Consider the following 14917-nt stretch of genomic DNA (forward strand, 5'->3'; position numbering starts at 1 on the left):
GTCGCCTTTGCGCCCCATTCTAGGGGCCGGACAATGGCGATGGCCGCCCGCGAGGGCAACCCGGCGGCCCCGCTTTTCCAAGGCTTTCTCGCGGCGAACGGCCCACGAATCAGAAGCGGCCCCACGAAGGGGCCGCGCTGTGTCTTGTCGGACTCAGTCTCTCGAATCAGCTCTTCAGAAGCGGGTTGATCTTCTTCTGAAACTCCTCGATCGAAGCCTCGCCCTTGATCTTCTCGCCGTTGATGAAGAAGGTCGGCGTCGAATCGACCTTGAGAATGTCGCTCGCGTATTTCTGGTCGGCGGCGATCTTGTCGAGCAGCGCCTGGTCCTTGAGGCAGGCCTCGACCTGCTGCTGGCTGAGGCCGGCCTGCTTGCCGATCCGCGTCAGGGTCTCCGTGGTGTTCTTCACCACCCAGTCGTTCTGCGAGCGGAACAGCATGTCGGTGACGGCAAAATACTTCTGTGCGTCGCCATTGGCGATGCAGCGCGTCAGCATCGAGCCCGCGGCGGCTTTGATGTCGAGCGGGAACTCGCGGAAGATGTAGCGGATCTTGCCGGTATCGATGTATTCGGCCTTCAGCTTCGGGAACACGGTGGCGTTGAACGCCGCGCAATGCGGGCAGGTCATGGAGGCGTATTCGGTGATGGTCACCGCAGCGTCTGCCGGCCCGATCGCCATGTCGGGCAAGGACTGGGGCTTGGCGACATCGGCGGCGCTCTGCGCCATCGCGTCCGAGATCAGCCGCAGCGGGGACAGGCCCGCCAGGGCGGCGAGGCCGGTCAGCGACAAGGCTGCGGTGAAGGCGCGGCGGGTAATGATCAAGGCTCTGCTCCGAAATGGGCGCATCTCGCGCCTGAAACACTCGTGACGTGGCTTTTCGCTAGCTTGAAACCCAGTTGGAGGCAATGCCGGCGCTCAAGCCGGGATCAAACGGCGAACGTCAATTTCGCTTGATGGCCGCGCCCAGCCGGGCCAGCGCGTCACGCAGCGCGTCGTCCTCGATCGCGGTCAGGGTCTGCGCGACTTTCGCCACCGTCTTCGGATCGGGCGGGGCCGGGCGGCGCTTCACCGGCGGCCGGGTCAACGGGCCCTGGCGCAGCGCCAGCTTGCCGACGGCATGCCAGCCGAAGAAGCGGTTGACCCGCTCCAGGATCACATCCGAGGAATGCTGGATCTCCAGCGCCATCGGCCCCTCGACGCGCAGGATCAAGGTGGCCGGCTCCTGCGGCTGGCCCTCGACCGGCCGCGGCCATTGCATCTTCAACGGCTGGGCATGCTCGGCGATGTCGCGGCCCGCGATCTCCGGCCAGCGTGTCACGAGTTCACGTGCGGCAAACCCCTGCTTGGCATAGGCGGCCGTCAGCACGTCGCCCATCATCAGCGAGAGAGGCTTTGCGGTGAGACGGCCGGGCTTTGCCATGATCAATGCTCGCAACGGCGCGGGCGTCAGGCCGCACGCGGCCGGATGGCCTTCAGGTCCGGCGCAATCTCGCGGCGCCGCTGCATGAGATCATAATCCATCTGGAGACCGAGGAAAAAGCCCTCCGAGATCCGGAAATAACGGGCAAGGCGCAGGTCGGTGTCAGCAGTGATGTCGCGCTTGCCCAGCACGATTTCATTGATCCGCCGGGGCGGCACGTGAACGGCACGCGCCAGCGCGTTCTGGCTCAGCCCCATCGGCTTGAGGAACTCTTCCAGCAGGATTTCGCCGGGATGGGGATTGTGCAGCAGGTTGCTTCTAGCGGTGGTAGTCGACGATTTCGACATGCGCCGGTCCTCTATCATCCCAGACGAAGCAAATTCGCCATTGATCGTTGATCCTGATCGAATGCTGGCCGACGCGGTCAGCCTTCAAGGCTTCGAGACGGTTGCCCGGCGGCACGCGGAGATCGTCGAGAACCCGCGCCTGATTCAAAAGACGAAGTTTGCGAAGCGCGACATCCTGGATGTCGGACGGCAATCTCCGGCTCCGTCGGCCGCTCCATATCAGCTCCGTCTCGCGATCCGCGAAGCTCTGGATCATCCGGAACTTATAACGCGGGACGTTATAGAATGCGAGCGCATTCTATTTGGCTCTGCCACGAGTTGGGGACTTCCGGATCAGGGTTCTGGTCTCGTTGCTCGTTTCCTCGTATGGAGGAGGGGTGGCTCAACTTAAGGCTTCTCGCAAACATGATATCGCTGTCGGGGAAGCAGGGCGTCCCGCACAGCTTCTCGCCTGGTACGACCGCCATCGCCGGCGGCTGCCATGGCGTGCGCCAGCCGGACAGCGCTCCGATCCGTATCGGGTCTGGTTGTCGGAGATCATGCTGCAGCAGACCACGGTGAAGGCGGTCGGGCCGTATTTCGAGAAGTTTGTCGCCCGCTGGCCTGATGTCACGGCGCTCGGCAGCGCCGATCTCGACGACGTGCTGCGGATGTGGGCGGGGCTCGGCTATTATTCGCGGGCGCGCAACCTGCATGCCTGCGCCGTCACCGTGATGCGCGAGCATGACGGCGCCTTCCCGGACACGGAGGAGGGCTTGCGCGCGCTGCCCGGCATCGGTCCCTATACTGCCGCGGCCATCGCCGCGATCGCGTTCGATCGCCTGACCATGCCGGTCGACGGCAACATCGAGCGCGTCGTCTCGCGGCTATTCGCCGTGGAGGAGACATTGCCGCAGGCCAAGCCGCAGATCCAGGCGCTAGCCGCCACCTTGCTCGGACCGTCCCGCGCCGGCGACAGCGCGCAGGCGCTGATGGACCTCGGCGCCACCATCTGCACGCCGAAGAAGCCGGCCTGCGCGCTGTGCCCGCTGAACGACGACTGCGCAGCGCGCGAGCGCGGTGACCAGGAGACGTTCCCGCGCAAAGGCGCCAAGAAGACCGGCGCGCTGCGGCGTGGCGCCGCCTTCGTCGTCGTCAGGGGCGATGAGCTGCTGGTGCGCTCGCGTCCCTCGAAGGGCCTGCTCGGCGGGATGACCGAGGTCCCCGGCTCGGAGTGGCGCGCCGGCCAGGACGACGCCGACGCGCTGGCGCAGGCGCCAGAGTTGGCCGGTGTGAAAGGCTGGCACCGCAAGCTCGGCGTCGTCACACATGTCTTCACGCATTTTCCGCTGGAGCTCGTGGTCTACGCGGCCCGCGTGCCGGCCCGCACGCGCGCGCCAGACGGCATGCGCTGGGTGCCGATCGCGACGCTCGACGGCGAGGCGCTGCCCAACGTGATGCGCAAGGTGGTGGCGCATGGGTTGGGTGATTGAGGATGCGTCTGTGACGGAGGCTGAAGAACCCGGCTAGCTGACGTAGAGTGGGCAAAGGTGCGCATCACCACAGCTCGCCACGGCCGCGCTGTTTCGCGCGCTGTGCCCATCGTTTGGCTCTGGGTGCGCGGTGACGCGGTGGGCACGCTGCCGCCCTGGCGGGCGGCTGCTTTGTTCACCCTACCTGATCTCGGCCGATCGCGACGCTCGTCCGCCGCGCCCATGGTGGCCCTCGTAGCTACTCGATCAATTGAATCTGGACCCTGGACGGAGCGTCCTTGAGCACGCTGGCCGCAGTCGCGCCAAAGGTTGCCTTGAAGGCGTGGCTGAAATGGCTGGAGCTCGCAAAGCCTGCATCGAGGGCCGCCGACGTGATGGAGTCGCCGCCTCCCACACGCTCCACAGCGTGCCGGAAACGAATCCAAATCCTGAACGTCCTCAATGGCACCCCAATCTCTTGGACGAACAGATGCTGCAGGCGGCTGGGGGAAAGGTCGACTCGCCGGGCCAGTTCCTGGATCGAGTGATTGCGGGCGATGTCAGCCCTTATGATCGACACGATATGTTCGACCCGCGCATCGACTCGTGGTGGACGCGGTTCGATCCCCAATGCCTGCTCAGCCGCGAAATCGAAATCGTCGAAGCGTAGTCTATGACCGGCCTGATGCAACGCGTAGAGATTCCGCACAGCGACGATAAGCGAGCTTTCGACGTCAGGGGCCAGTGAGCTTAGGCCACATCCCTGATGGGGCGAGAGGCGCCGATAGTAAGGATCGTCAGGATCGTTGTATATCACGGCGACCGGCGCCCCGCTTGGATCAAGGGTATGCGACAAGCCTGCGGGGACGATGGCCGTAAGGCAGGTCAGGCTTTCCCCGGCCATTGTGGTGCCGATCCGCAGAGGCCCCTGAAGCGCCACCAGGCAGACCGATATTGGATGCCGGTGCAGCGGCAGCGCACCTGGACGCCCGATGAACATCATTCGCTGAGGCCAGAGGCACAACAAAGCTCTCTCGTCGAAGTTGGTAGCCGATTCTGGCAAGCGACCATTCCTCCACACGTCTATGCTGCGAGAAGATCACGCCGACGCAATCCAGCGACCTGGGCGCGCAAGCTTTTGTCGTACGCCGCGTCCATAGCGGAAAGATCTGTTTGGGGAAATGATGTCCAACGCCCTCTTGATTGCGACTGTTGAGTTGTGGCGGCTTCTTGCCGTGGCCGGCATCTGGAAATGCCGCCTACACGGTACAGCCCGCTTGCAACACGCACCCGGTCAGCCTCGGCCAGACTAAGAGACGACGGTCCGTGTCACGCGCGCCGCGCCCGGCACGCGAGACCCCCTCAGCGATTGCGCCGCCGTGCCGCGGACCACGCGTCCTCGGCCGATGGAGCGCCGCGCCGTCACACAAAACGCCCCACCGCAGCCTCTCCCATACTCCGGAGCACCAGATGACCCTCACCGCCCCCTACGACCCCAACAACATCTTTGGCCGAATCCTTCGCGGCGAAGTCCCCGCCGCCAAGGTCTGGGAGGACGATCACGTCCTCGCGTTCATGGACGCCTTTCCGCAGTCGGAGGGGCACATCCTGGTGATCTCGAAGACCTCGACCTCCCGCACCCTGCTGGACGTGGAGCCGGACGTGCTCGCTCGGATGGCCGTAGCCACCCGACGCACCGCCCGGGCCGTGGTCAAGGCGCTCGCACCCGAGGGTTTCCTGATCGTGCAGTTGAACGGGGCTGCCAGCGGTCAGACCGTCTTCCACCTGCATTTCCACATCATACCTCGCTGGGCTGACGTGCCGATGAAGGGCCACGGGGAGGCGCCGATGGGTAAACCAGAAACCCTGCTCGCCCTCGCCGACCGCATCGCCGCTGCGCTCGATTGACCGCAGCCCGGCATGCGGTCCGCTGTCGCTCAAATACCGATCGGAATAGCTCGGATGTGGCAGCACGAAGACGATGTGGTCATGCCTTGCGGCGACGGGCCGTCGCCCTGCGGGGTCTCACCGGAGGCTTCAAGCACTGGGAGCTTGTCCGAAGTCCTGCTCAGCAACGGCACCTGGGAAGCTCAGCAAGGATTCTCACATGTTTCGTTCACTTAGCATTGTCATCACCGGGGGAGCGACAGGCCTGGGCTTTGCGATAGCGAACGCGCTTACCCCTCAAGGCGCTCGGCTGACGCTCCTCTCGCGGCGGACCGATAATCTGGACCTCGCGGCTCACGAACTTCGTCGGCGACACGCCGGCGCCGACATCGAGGTTCAGGCCGTCGATGTTGGCGATCCAATTGCGACGTTCCAGGCCATCGGGGAGGTTGCTCGTCGCCGAGGCGGGATCGACATGGTGTTCAACAATGCCGGCGTGATGCGCGAGGGGCGGTTCGAGACCCTCACCGACAATGACTTCCGGGACGTGATGCAAACCAATTTCTTTGGTGTGGTGAACGTCACCAGGGCTGCTTTACCCCATCTGGGCGCCACTGGCGGGCGGTTGATCAATATAGCATCGATCGCTGGTTTGACCGGCATTTTCGGTTTCACCGCCTATGGATCTGCGAAACATGCCTTGGTCGGCTTCACCGAATGCCTGCACTACGAGCTGCTGCGCCAAGGTATCAAGGTTCATCTCGTCTGCCCGGCGGAGTTCGAGACGCCGATGGTGGCGGAGCTCGATTCCTATCGGACACCGGAGAACCGGCGACATACGCTGACCATCCCGAGAACTCCCTTGGACATCGTGGTCGCGGATACGTTGCAGGGAATCCAGCGCGAGCGGTATCTCATCGTTCCGGGTCGGCGCGCCCGGCTGGCCGTCCTCAGCCTTCGGCTCTTGCCATCGATTGCGCGTAGACTTGGCGCTCGCATTGTCGCAAAGCACGAGCGGAAGCCCCCGGGGTGAGTTCATCGTTCTGCCCTTCAGACCTAGGATGCGTCTTCTGTTTTTCAGAATATTTCTTGACTTCCACCCCAAATCAGGTGTCTTATCCAGCCGTTCCGTTCCAGTAGGAGGGGCGTACGCGTCGTCACGACACGCGGGGCGGGATGCGGTGGCTGCGACGGCGTCGTCAGGACGAGCGACGTCGACCGGTCTCGTGCAGCGCTGCGGCGGCTTGCTGTCGTGGTGCGGGTGCGAGGTCTTTCGCGGACGTTGAAATCGTGTGGTCCTGACATCCCGACGCTGATGTCAACTCACGACGAGGCTTCGCTTCGCGTGGGGATGGTGGCCAGAAAGCCCGGCGCACCAGGGAGATCACGTATAAGACGGAAGCCCATCGCGCAGGGAATGCCGGATGACCGGCTGGACCTGTGGTGACTGCCGCCTGCTTTCTTTGTTGCAGGCGGGCCATGGGTTGCGGCCAGCACCCGGCATTCCCTGCGCCCTCCTCTTTGCGAGGGTCCTTCTCGGCAACAGCTCGGGCGCGTTGCGCCGCGAGACGGCGAGGTCGTGTCTGTCGTGTTTCGCCATCGATCGACAGGAACACTGCTTCTCAAGGGCAGGGGCGTGCCTGACTCGCATAGCCAGACATCCGATCCGCGCCGATGGACCCTGCGTCGCGTCGCCTGGAACGATCATTCTGCAAGCAACCGCCGATGCTGCGCCAAGTTTCGCGACTGCAGCGGTGAATCCTTTCGCTTGGCTTGTCTTTTACGTTGCGACTGCATTGCAGATGTAGATAATCTTAGATTGTGTTTGATGGTCGTGCTCTTCGAGCGCGCAGACCTGTTCCGAGCTGCTGCTCCTCACCCTGAGGAGCCCGCCGCAGGCGGGCGTCTCGAAGGGCGAGGCCACCCTGGGGCCTCATGGTTCTCCCGGCGATGCGTAGCATCGTCCGGAGACGGCGTTGCGCGCTTGTTCACCATGAGGGGTGAGCGCGGAAACCGGTGCTGCACATGACCATGAGCGGCGTGCTCATCGAGAACGGGCGTGCTGATCGAGAAGGGGAAAGCGTCGGCACCTTGTTGAAGTGACAACATCATGATCGGCAGCTCGGACCAACGCGAGCAAGGATAAGATCGATTTGGGGAGGCAAAGATGACAAAGCTAACAGGATTTTCACGTCGTTCGATGCTGGGCCTTGGCGCTGCGGCCGGGCTGTACGGTCTCACGAGTCCCGTCCTGGCCAAGGGGCCGTTCCTGAAAACGCAGGCGCCGACCTTCTTCCGCTTCAAGCTCGGCTCGGCCGAGGCCACCATCATCTCCGACGGCGTGCTGCCGCTCGGCGATCCCCATGCGGCGTTCCTCGGCATTTCTCCCGGTGATCTCGATGGAATGCTGACGAGCAACTTTCTGCCGACAGGCGCCGCGACCCTCGAGCAGAACATCCTGGTGCTCAACACAGGAGACAAGATCATCATCTTCGACAACGGCATGGGTGTCTCGAAGCTGTTCGGTGACACCACCGGCAAGATGCTGATGACCTTGAAGCAGGCGGGCATCGAGGCCAAGGACGTCGATGCGCTGGTCATGACGCATGCCCATATCGATCATTGCGGCGGCGTCATCGGCCCGGACGGCAAGCCGAGCTTCCCCAATGCCGAGCTGTTCATCTCCGAAGCCGACTTCACCTTCTGGACCGACGAGGCCAAGGTCGGCCCCAATTACAAGGCGTTCTACGAGCAGGCGGTGCGCAATCTCGTTCCTGTCAAGGACCGCATCACCTTCTTCAAGGACGGCCAGGAGTTCCTGCCGGGCGTCCAGGCGATGTTCACGCCGGGCCACACCGTCGGGCATACGATCTTCCTGATCCAGTCGGGCAAGGATCAGCTCGCCTATATCGGCGACATCTCCCATCATCCGGTGCTGCTGATCGAAAAGCCGCTGATCGAGTTCGCCTATGACACCGACCCGAAGCAGGCCGCCAAGACCCGCGTCCGCGTGCTCGACATGCTCGCCGCCAACCGGACGCGGATCCTCGGTTATCACTTCCCATGGCCGGGCATCGGGCACATCGGCAAGGCCGGTGACGGCTTCCGCTACTACCCGACGGCGGTCCACACGATGGAGGTGGCGCCGCTGTGACCTGAGGCCGCCTTGCCGTTTGCCCGACCGCCGGCGCATGCTGGCTGCGCAGACGTGTTCCCTCGACAGCGGGATGGACGGCCGATGCCGCCGCCGCTAGGTTTTGGGTCTCGTCTTGTCAGGGATCACCATGCTCAAGCTCTATGTGGCGCCAGGCACCTGCGCGCTCGCTTCACACATCGCGCTGGCCGAGACCGGCGCCGACTACGTCGCCGAGAAGCTCAGCTTCAAGACCAACCAGCAGAACAGCCCGGAATATCTCGCGATCAATCCCAAGGGGCGCGTTCCGGCGCTGGTGACCGAGCAGGGGGTTCTGACCGAGACGCCGGCGATGCTCGCCTATATCGCGCAGCGCTTCCCGGAGGCTCGTCTTGCACCGCTCGACGATGTCTTCGCCTTCGCGGAGGTGCAGTCGTTCACCAGCTATCTCTGCTCGACGGTCCACATCGCCCACGCGCACAAGATGCGCGGCTATCGCTGGGCGACCGAAGACTCCTCTTTCGCCGACATGAAGAAGAAGGTGCCGGAGACGATGGGTGCCTGCTTCGCGCTGATCGAGCAGAAGATGTTGCGCGGTCCCTGGGTGATGGGCGAGCAGTACACGATCTGCGATCCCTATCTGTTCACGATCGCGCAATGGCTCGAGGGCGACGGCGTCGACATCAACGCCTTCCCGAAGGTCGCCGCTCATTTCAAGCGCATGGCTGAACGGCCGGCGGTGAAGAAGGCGCTTGCCGAGGTCTCGGCCTGAGGAATGCCAAGGCCCCCGGGGATGCCAGAAAAAACGTCGCTTGGAGCGGGAACTCACCCGTTCCAGTGACGTTGCATGAGGCCGTGGCGCGCCGCGCGGCCCCATCTCCTTTTTCTGAGCCCCTTGATGTCGCTGGCTGCCATTTCCGATGATCCAATTCCCGCTGACGGCACCGAGGGCATTCGCGACAGATTGAAGGCCGCCACGTCGGCGGCTCATCATGCCCTCGACGAGCGCCTCAGCTGCTTCGACCTGACCACGACGGCGCATTATCGCCGCTTCCTGCAGGCGAGCGCGGCCGTGCTGTTGCCGCTGGAACAGATGCTCGACCGTGCCGGCGCCGACGCGATGCTCGGCGACTGGACCCGGCGGCGGCGCGCGGAGGCGATCCGCGCCGATCTTGCCGATCTCAACGGCCGTATCGTTCCCATGGACCTGCCGGCGCGGCCGCTCGATCGTGCCTTCGTCTTCGGCACGCTCTATGTTCTGGAAGGCTCGCGTCTCGGGGCGGCCTATCTGCTGCGCATCGTCGCGGCTTCGGCCGACCCCCGCGTGCGACGGGCAACGCGCTATCTGCGTCACGGCGCGGGGCAGGGGCTGTGGCGCAGCTTCCTGTCACAGCTTGCGGAAGAGCCGCTTCCTCCCGGCGACGATGTCAGAGTGATCATGAGTGCACGCGAAGCGTTCGCGATGTTTGCGAAGGCGATGGCAGCAGCATGAACGAGCCGGTCAACCTCACCAATTGCGATCGCGAGCCGATCCATGTCCCCGGAACGGTGCAGCCGTTCGGATTCCTGCTGGCGCTGGTGTCGGACTTCACCATATGCATGGCCTCGGAGAACGCGCCGGACTTTCTCGGCGGCGACCTCGGGTGGCTGCTGCAGCGGCCGCTCGATGCCGTGCTCTCGGAGGCGGCCGCGGCCGCGATCCGTGCCAGGGTCGACTATCTCAGCGGCCCGGATGCGGTCGAGCGCGTGTTCGGCGTCGATCTGCAGGGTCGTGGCAAGCTTTTCGACCTCGCCATCCACTTTTCCGGTGCGTATCTCGTCGTCGAGGCCGAGCCCAGTCTGATCGAGCCCGGCGTCAATTCCGGCGAACTGGTGCGGCTGATGCTCGGCCGCATCCGCAAGACGACGGGGATGATGGATCTGGCGCAGGAGGCGGCGCGCCAGCTCAAGCTGCTGACCGGCTTCGATCGTGTGATGGTGTATCGGTTTCATCCCGACGGCTCGGGCGAGGTGATCGCCGAGGTCGCGGGCTCCGGCCTGGAGCCGTTCCTCGGGCTGCATTATCCGGCCTCGGACATTCCCAAGCAGGCGCGGCAGCTCTATCAGCGCAACTGGCTCCGGATCATCGCCGACATCAACGCCGCGCCTGCGCCGCTGCAGTCGACGCCTACGCACAATGCCGGACTGCTCGACCTGTCGATGAGCGTGCTGCGCGCGGTCTCGCCCGTTCACATCGAGTATCTCCGCAACATGGGCGTCGCCGCGTCGATGTCGGTCTCGATTCTGCGCGAAGGCAAGCTGTGGGGCCTGTTCGCCTGCCATCACTATGCGCCGCATCATCTGTCGTTCGAGAAGCGTACCGCGGCCGAGCTGTTCGGCCAGATGTACTCCTGGCTGCTCGAGGCGCGCGAGCGCGAGACCGACGTCGCCTATGAGGCGCGTGCGCATCAGATCCAGGAACGGCTGATCGAGCGCGCGGCTGCGCAGGCGCACAGCAAGCGCGCGATCCTCGACCTTGTCGCCGACTATCGGCAGATGATCGAGTGCGACGGCATCGCCGTGTGGTCCGACGACGAGATCACGCTCGAGGGCGAGACGCCGACCGAAGAGGAGGTGCAGGACCTCATCGGCTTCATCAACCGGACCTCCCCCAGCCGCATCTGCGCCAGCGCCGAGATTGCCAAGGTGTACGCGGCCGGCGAGGTATTCCGCGATCGCGCCGCCGGCTTCCTCGCCGTCCCGATCTCGCGCACGCCGCGCGACTGCCTGATCTTCTTCCGCCGCGAGGTGTTGCGCTCGGTCAACTGGGCGGGCGATCCGAACAAGACCTATGCCGAGGGGCCGCTCGGGCCGCGCCTGACGCCGCGCAAGAGCTTCGAGCTGTGGCAGCAGACGGTGGCCGGCCAGTCGAAGCCATGGTCTTCGGCGGACCTGCGCATCGCCGAGGGCCTGCGCATCACTCTGCTTGAAGTGATCCTGCAGCTTTCGGAGCTCGCCGCGCGCGAGCGCCGCGGCGCACAGGAGCGGCAGGAGCTGATGATCGCGGAGCTGAATCACCGCGTCCGCAACATCCTCAGCCTCGTGCGCGGCCTGGTCGCGCACAGCAAGGAGACCTCGAGCTCTGTCGAGGAGTTCGCTTCCGTGCTCGGCGGTCGCATTCAGTCGTTGGCGCGCGCACACGACCAGATCACCAATCTCAATTGGGCGCCGGTCGCGTTGCGCGCGCTGCTCGAATCGGAAGCGGGGGCCTATCTCGGTTCGCGGGCAGGGCGGGTGCTGATGGAAGGGCCGGATGTCGCGCTCGACCCCAAGGCGTTTGCAACGCTCGCGCTCGTCGTGCACGAGATGATGACCAACTCGGCGAAATACGGCGCGCTGGCCGACTCCACCGGACAGGTGCAGGTGATCTGGCGGCTCGATCCCGGCTCGAGCCTGGTCATCGACTGGAAGGAGAGCGGCGGCCCGCCTGTGCAGCCGCCGTCGCGGCGCGGCTTCGGCACCACCATCATCGAGCGTTCGGTGCCGTTCGACCTCAAGGGCGACGCCGAGATCCGCTTCGACCTGCTCGGCGTGCAGGCGCGTTTCGTGATCCCTGCCAATTTCGTCCAGATGGTGCCGGCGATGACAGGCGCTCCCTCCCGTCATCAGTTCAAGGAAGAGGACACGCCGCGGCTGTCCGGTACGGTGCTGATCGTCGAGGACAATCTGATCATCGCGATGGGCGCCGAAGTGATTCTGCTCGAGCTGGGTGCGCGGCACATCGACACCGCGGCCTCCGTCAATCAGGCGTTGAAGTCGATCGAGCGCGCGGTGCCGAGCTTCGCGCTGCTCGACATCAACCTTGGCGCGGAGAGCAGCCTGCCGGTCGGGCACCGGTTGAAGGAACTCGGCGTGCCCTTCATGTTCGCGACCGGCTATGGCGAGCGTGCGCCGATTCCTGCGGAGCTGTCCGACATGCCGGTGATTCAGAAGCCGTACACGCGCGAAGTCGTCGAGAAGGCATTGATGAAGATCAAATGAGTCGCACGCGCATCAAAGTCGGCTTTGCGCGTCGCGGTGATTGGCATTCATGATTGCAGTCTTGGGTTTTCTCACATCCGCGTGTTTGTCGTGAGCGACATAACGCACGATGGGAGACACAGCATCGACTATTCCCACTGTTGCTGCGACAAAACAGCCCGAAAATATTAGAACGCATCCAAAGGACACCGCTGTTCTAACATTGTTTCGACAAATGGAACCTCCGCAGCCTTATTCCGAACGAAGTCATCGCCGAAACGGCGCAACGGGGGCGCGTTGAATCGTCGGAGGTCTGATGACGAATCGAACGACGAGTTTGTTGCCGTGCGTTGCTATCGCCGTGCTGGCGGGAGCGGCTGCGACGACAATCGAGTTTACACCGGCATCGGCTGCAGACGAATGCCTTGCAAAGCCTGCGGGGACGCCGGCGGGGAAGCACTGGTTCTATCGCATCGATCGCGCGACCAAGAAGCAGTGCTGGTATCTGCGCGACGACGATCGCGAAGCGAAGGGCGCGTCGCTGGTCACGCGCAAGCTCGCCTCGCAGAAGGAGCGGGCTCAGCTCTCGTCGACCGCGGCCAATGCACGTGCCGAGATCCAATCGTCGTCCAAGGACGCCGCCGATGAGGTGAAGGTCGTGTCCTCGACGCCGACCGCTGCGGCGTCTGTGCCGGCGACGTCTGCGTTTCCGTCGGTTGCTGCATTTCCGGCCGCGCCTGCACCGGTCGCCGCGCCGGCGCCCGTCGCGTCAGCGTCGGCGGGTGCGCCCGACCCGGTCGGCGCGGCTGTGAACGAATCTGCTGTTGCGACGCGTTGGCCCGACCAGTCCGGCACGCTGCAGGCAGCGGCGGAGCCCGGCGCGCCGCGCGCATCCTCCTACACGCTCGCTGCCGCCAGCGACACCAGCGCCGCGGAAGCGGCTGCTCCCGCGACGCCGGCGCTGGCCGCTGCGGATGCGTCGCCGGCCGTGACGATCGGCATGTCCGGGGACGATGCGTCCAAGACGCGGATGTTCGCTTTCCTCGGCGCAGTCGCGATTGCGGGCTTCTCGATCAGCGTGCTGTTTGCGCGCGCCCGGGGCAGGCGGCAGCTCCGCATCGAGCCGGCGGCCGCCCGGCGCGTCACGCGTTGGCCGGCGGAGCCTGAGCTCGATCGCATGCAGCTGCCGCCGGTGGACAGCTACTATCCGGCCCTGGCGGGACGCAGGGGTAAATCGTCGCAGTCGACTGCGCAGGTCTCGGTCGTGCCGCGCGACGACGCTCGCTACGATGAGCAGTACGAGGTCGAAGACCTGCTGGCGCGTTATTCCGGACAGGAACGCCGGAATTCGTGAGCGTCAGGCGACGGACATCTCGGAGCGAATCTCGGCGCGCAATTCGTCGATCAGCCTGAGGCCGCCCTTCGTCTCGACATGCCAGAAGGTCCAGCCGTTGCAGGCCGGCAGACCTTGTGCCACCGCGCCGATGCGGTGGATCGAGCCAACCTTGTCGCCCAGCATGATGGCCCCATCGGCGCGCACCAGCGCGCCATGGCGGCGCTTGGAGTCGACGAGCTTGGTGCCGGGCGCGATCATGCCGCGCTCGATCAGCTCCGAGAAGGCGACGCGCGGCGCTTCGCGCGCCGTCATGAACGGTGCGAGCGTGGCCTCGGGCAGCGGCTCGACCGCGGCGATGCGCCGCTCTGCCGCTTTCGCATAGACCTTGTCGCGCTCGAAGCCGATGTAGCGGCGGCCGAGGCGTTTCGCCACGGCCCCGGTCGTGCCGGTGCCGTTGAACGGATCGATCACGAGATCGCCGGGCTTCGATGACGACAGCAGCACCCGCGCCAGCAGGCCCTCGGGCTTCTGCGTCGGATGAACCTTCTTGCCGTCGCCGTCCTTCAGCCGCTCCTCGCCGGTGCACAACGGAATCAGCCAGTCCGAGCGCGCCTGAACGTCCTCGTTGGCGGCCTTCAGCACTTCGTAGTTGAACGTGTAGCCCTTCGCCTTCTCGTCACGCGCGGCCCAGATCATGGTCTCGTGCGCGTTGGTGAAGCGGCGGCCGCGGAAGTTCGGCATCGGGTTGGACTTGCGCCAGACGATGTCGTTGAGGATCCAGAAGCCGAGATCCTGCATGATCGCGCCGACGCGGAAGATGTTGTGATAGGAGCCGATCACCCAGATCGTCGCGCTCGGCTTCATCGCGCGGCGCGCGGCGAGCAGCCAGGCGCGGGTGAAGTCGTCATAGGCGGCGAACGAGGAGAACTTGTCCCAATCGTCGTCGACGGCATCGACCTGCGATTCGTCGGGACGCTTGAGCTCGCCCTTGAGCTGCAGATTGTAGGGAGGATCCGCGAACACCAGGTCGACGGATGCGGCCTGCAGTTTCGACATCTCGGCGACGCAGTCGCCGACGATGATTCGTTGCTCTTCAAGCGGCTGAAATTTAGTGCGGGGCGCCTTTGCAGACGCCCCGCGACGCGACTCTACCATGACTCAAGAACTCTGACTCAGGCGACGCTGTCGGCGACGCGGGACCTAACAACCGACTGCCCACACATTGACGTGGCAAAGTAAAAATGGACTTAATCGGGAAAATTTTTCGCATCGATGCGCACGCGTTCATCACGCGCACCGACGATGATGAGCCGTTCGTCGATGCGCGATGATCTCTGCGCAAC

The 14917-nt window shown here is 64.6% G+C and carries 14 protein-coding genes; 8 read left to right on the top strand and 6 right to left on the bottom strand.

The features are described 5' to 3' along the window. Nucleotides 1-166: 166 nt before the first annotated feature. The 4 genes from QX128_RS19245 to QX128_RS19260 form a co-directional block, all read right to left on the bottom strand. A complete protein-coding gene (locus tag QX128_RS19245; protein WP_315802798.1) occupies nt 167-823 on the bottom strand; it encodes a DsbA family protein in 657 nt (218 codons plus the stop codon). Between the two features lie 118 nt (nt 824-941). Next, entirely contained in the window at nt 942-1421 is a 480-nt protein-coding gene (locus QX128_RS19250; RefSeq protein WP_315802799.1) for a DUF721 domain-containing protein, read from the bottom strand. Nucleotides 1422-1447: 26 nt separating this feature from the next. Continuing rightward, complete coding sequence (locus tag QX128_RS19255; protein ID WP_315802800.1) at nt 1448-1768, bottom strand: HigA family addiction module antitoxin; 321 nt, start codon at nt 1766-1768, stop codon at nt 1448-1450. Then, the gene (locus QX128_RS19260) at nt 1740-2024 is read right to left on the bottom strand and encodes a type II toxin-antitoxin system RelE/ParE family toxin (protein WP_315802801.1); all 285 of its coding nucleotides are present in this window, start codon (nt 2022-2024) and stop codon (nt 1740-1742) included. The genes QX128_RS19255 and QX128_RS19260 overlap by 29 nt, the downstream gene beginning before the upstream one ends. 121 nt (nt 2025-2145) lie before the next feature. Here QX128_RS19260 and mutY point away from each other — a divergent pair, with 121 nt between their 5' ends. Continuing rightward, nucleotides 2146-3240 (top strand): A/G-specific adenine glycosylase, encoded by a 1095-nt coding sequence (gene mutY, locus QX128_RS19265; protein WP_410053162.1) that lies wholly within the window; start codon nt 2146-2148, stop codon nt 3238-3240. Between the two features lie 238 nt (nt 3241-3478). Here mutY and QX128_RS19270 read toward each other — a convergent pair whose 3' ends face one another. Further along, on the bottom strand, nt 3479-4222 hold the full coding sequence (locus QX128_RS19270; RefSeq protein ID WP_316238231.1) for an AraC family transcriptional regulator: 744 nt from the start codon (nt 4220-4222) through the stop codon (nt 3479-3481). 467 nt (nt 4223-4689) lie between these two features. Here QX128_RS19270 and QX128_RS19275 point away from each other — a divergent pair, with 467 nt between their 5' ends. The 7 genes from QX128_RS19275 (at nt 4690) to QX128_RS19305 (ending at nt 13592) form a co-directional block, all read left to right on the top strand. Then, nucleotides 4690-5127 carry an HIT family protein gene (locus tag QX128_RS19275; RefSeq protein WP_315802805.1) on the top strand — a complete coding sequence of 146 codons (438 nt, stop codon included), beginning with the start codon at nt 4690-4692 and terminating at the stop codon, nt 5125-5127. Nucleotides 5128-5326: 199 nt separating this feature from the next. Beyond that, nucleotides 5327-6139, top strand: a complete 813-nt coding sequence (locus QX128_RS19280; protein WP_316238232.1) for an SDR family oxidoreductase — start codon at nt 5327-5329, stop codon at nt 6137-6139. 1134 nt (nt 6140-7273) lie between these two features. After that, on the top strand, nt 7274-8260 hold the full coding sequence (locus tag QX128_RS19285) for an MBL fold metallo-hydrolase (RefSeq protein ID WP_316238233.1): 987 nt from the start codon (nt 7274-7276) through the stop codon (nt 8258-8260). Between the two features lie 130 nt (nt 8261-8390). After that, entirely contained in the window at nt 8391-9011 is a 621-nt protein-coding gene (locus QX128_RS19290) for a glutathione S-transferase family protein (RefSeq protein ID WP_316238234.1), read from the top strand. A 126-nt stretch (nt 9012-9137) separates the two neighbouring features. Beyond that, nucleotides 9138-9731 carry a biliverdin-producing heme oxygenase gene (locus tag QX128_RS19295; protein ID WP_316178176.1) on the top strand — a complete coding sequence of 198 codons (594 nt, stop codon included), beginning with the start codon at nt 9138-9140 and terminating at the stop codon, nt 9729-9731. Next, on the top strand, nt 9728-12259 hold the full coding sequence (locus QX128_RS19300; protein ID WP_316238235.1) for an HWE histidine kinase domain-containing protein: 2532 nt from the start codon (nt 9728-9730) through the stop codon (nt 12257-12259). Before QX128_RS19295 ends, QX128_RS19300 begins: the two co-directional genes overlap by 4 nt. A gap of 319 nt (nt 12260-12578) precedes the next feature. After that, entirely contained in the window at nt 12579-13592 is a 1014-nt protein-coding gene (locus QX128_RS19305) for a hypothetical protein (protein ID WP_316238236.1), read from the top strand. A 3-nt stretch (nt 13593-13595) separates the two neighbouring features. Here the strand turns inward: QX128_RS19305 and QX128_RS19310 are convergent, their stop codons facing one another. Beyond that, complete coding sequence (locus QX128_RS19310; RefSeq protein WP_316178181.1) at nt 13596-14729, bottom strand: site-specific DNA-methyltransferase; 1134 nt, start codon at nt 14727-14729, stop codon at nt 13596-13598. Nucleotides 14730-14917 lie beyond the last annotated feature (188 nt).

This window comes from Bradyrhizobium sp. SZCCHNR1015 (assembly GCF_032489875.1).
GTDB lineage: Bacteria > Pseudomonadota > Alphaproteobacteria > Rhizobiales > Xanthobacteraceae > Bradyrhizobium.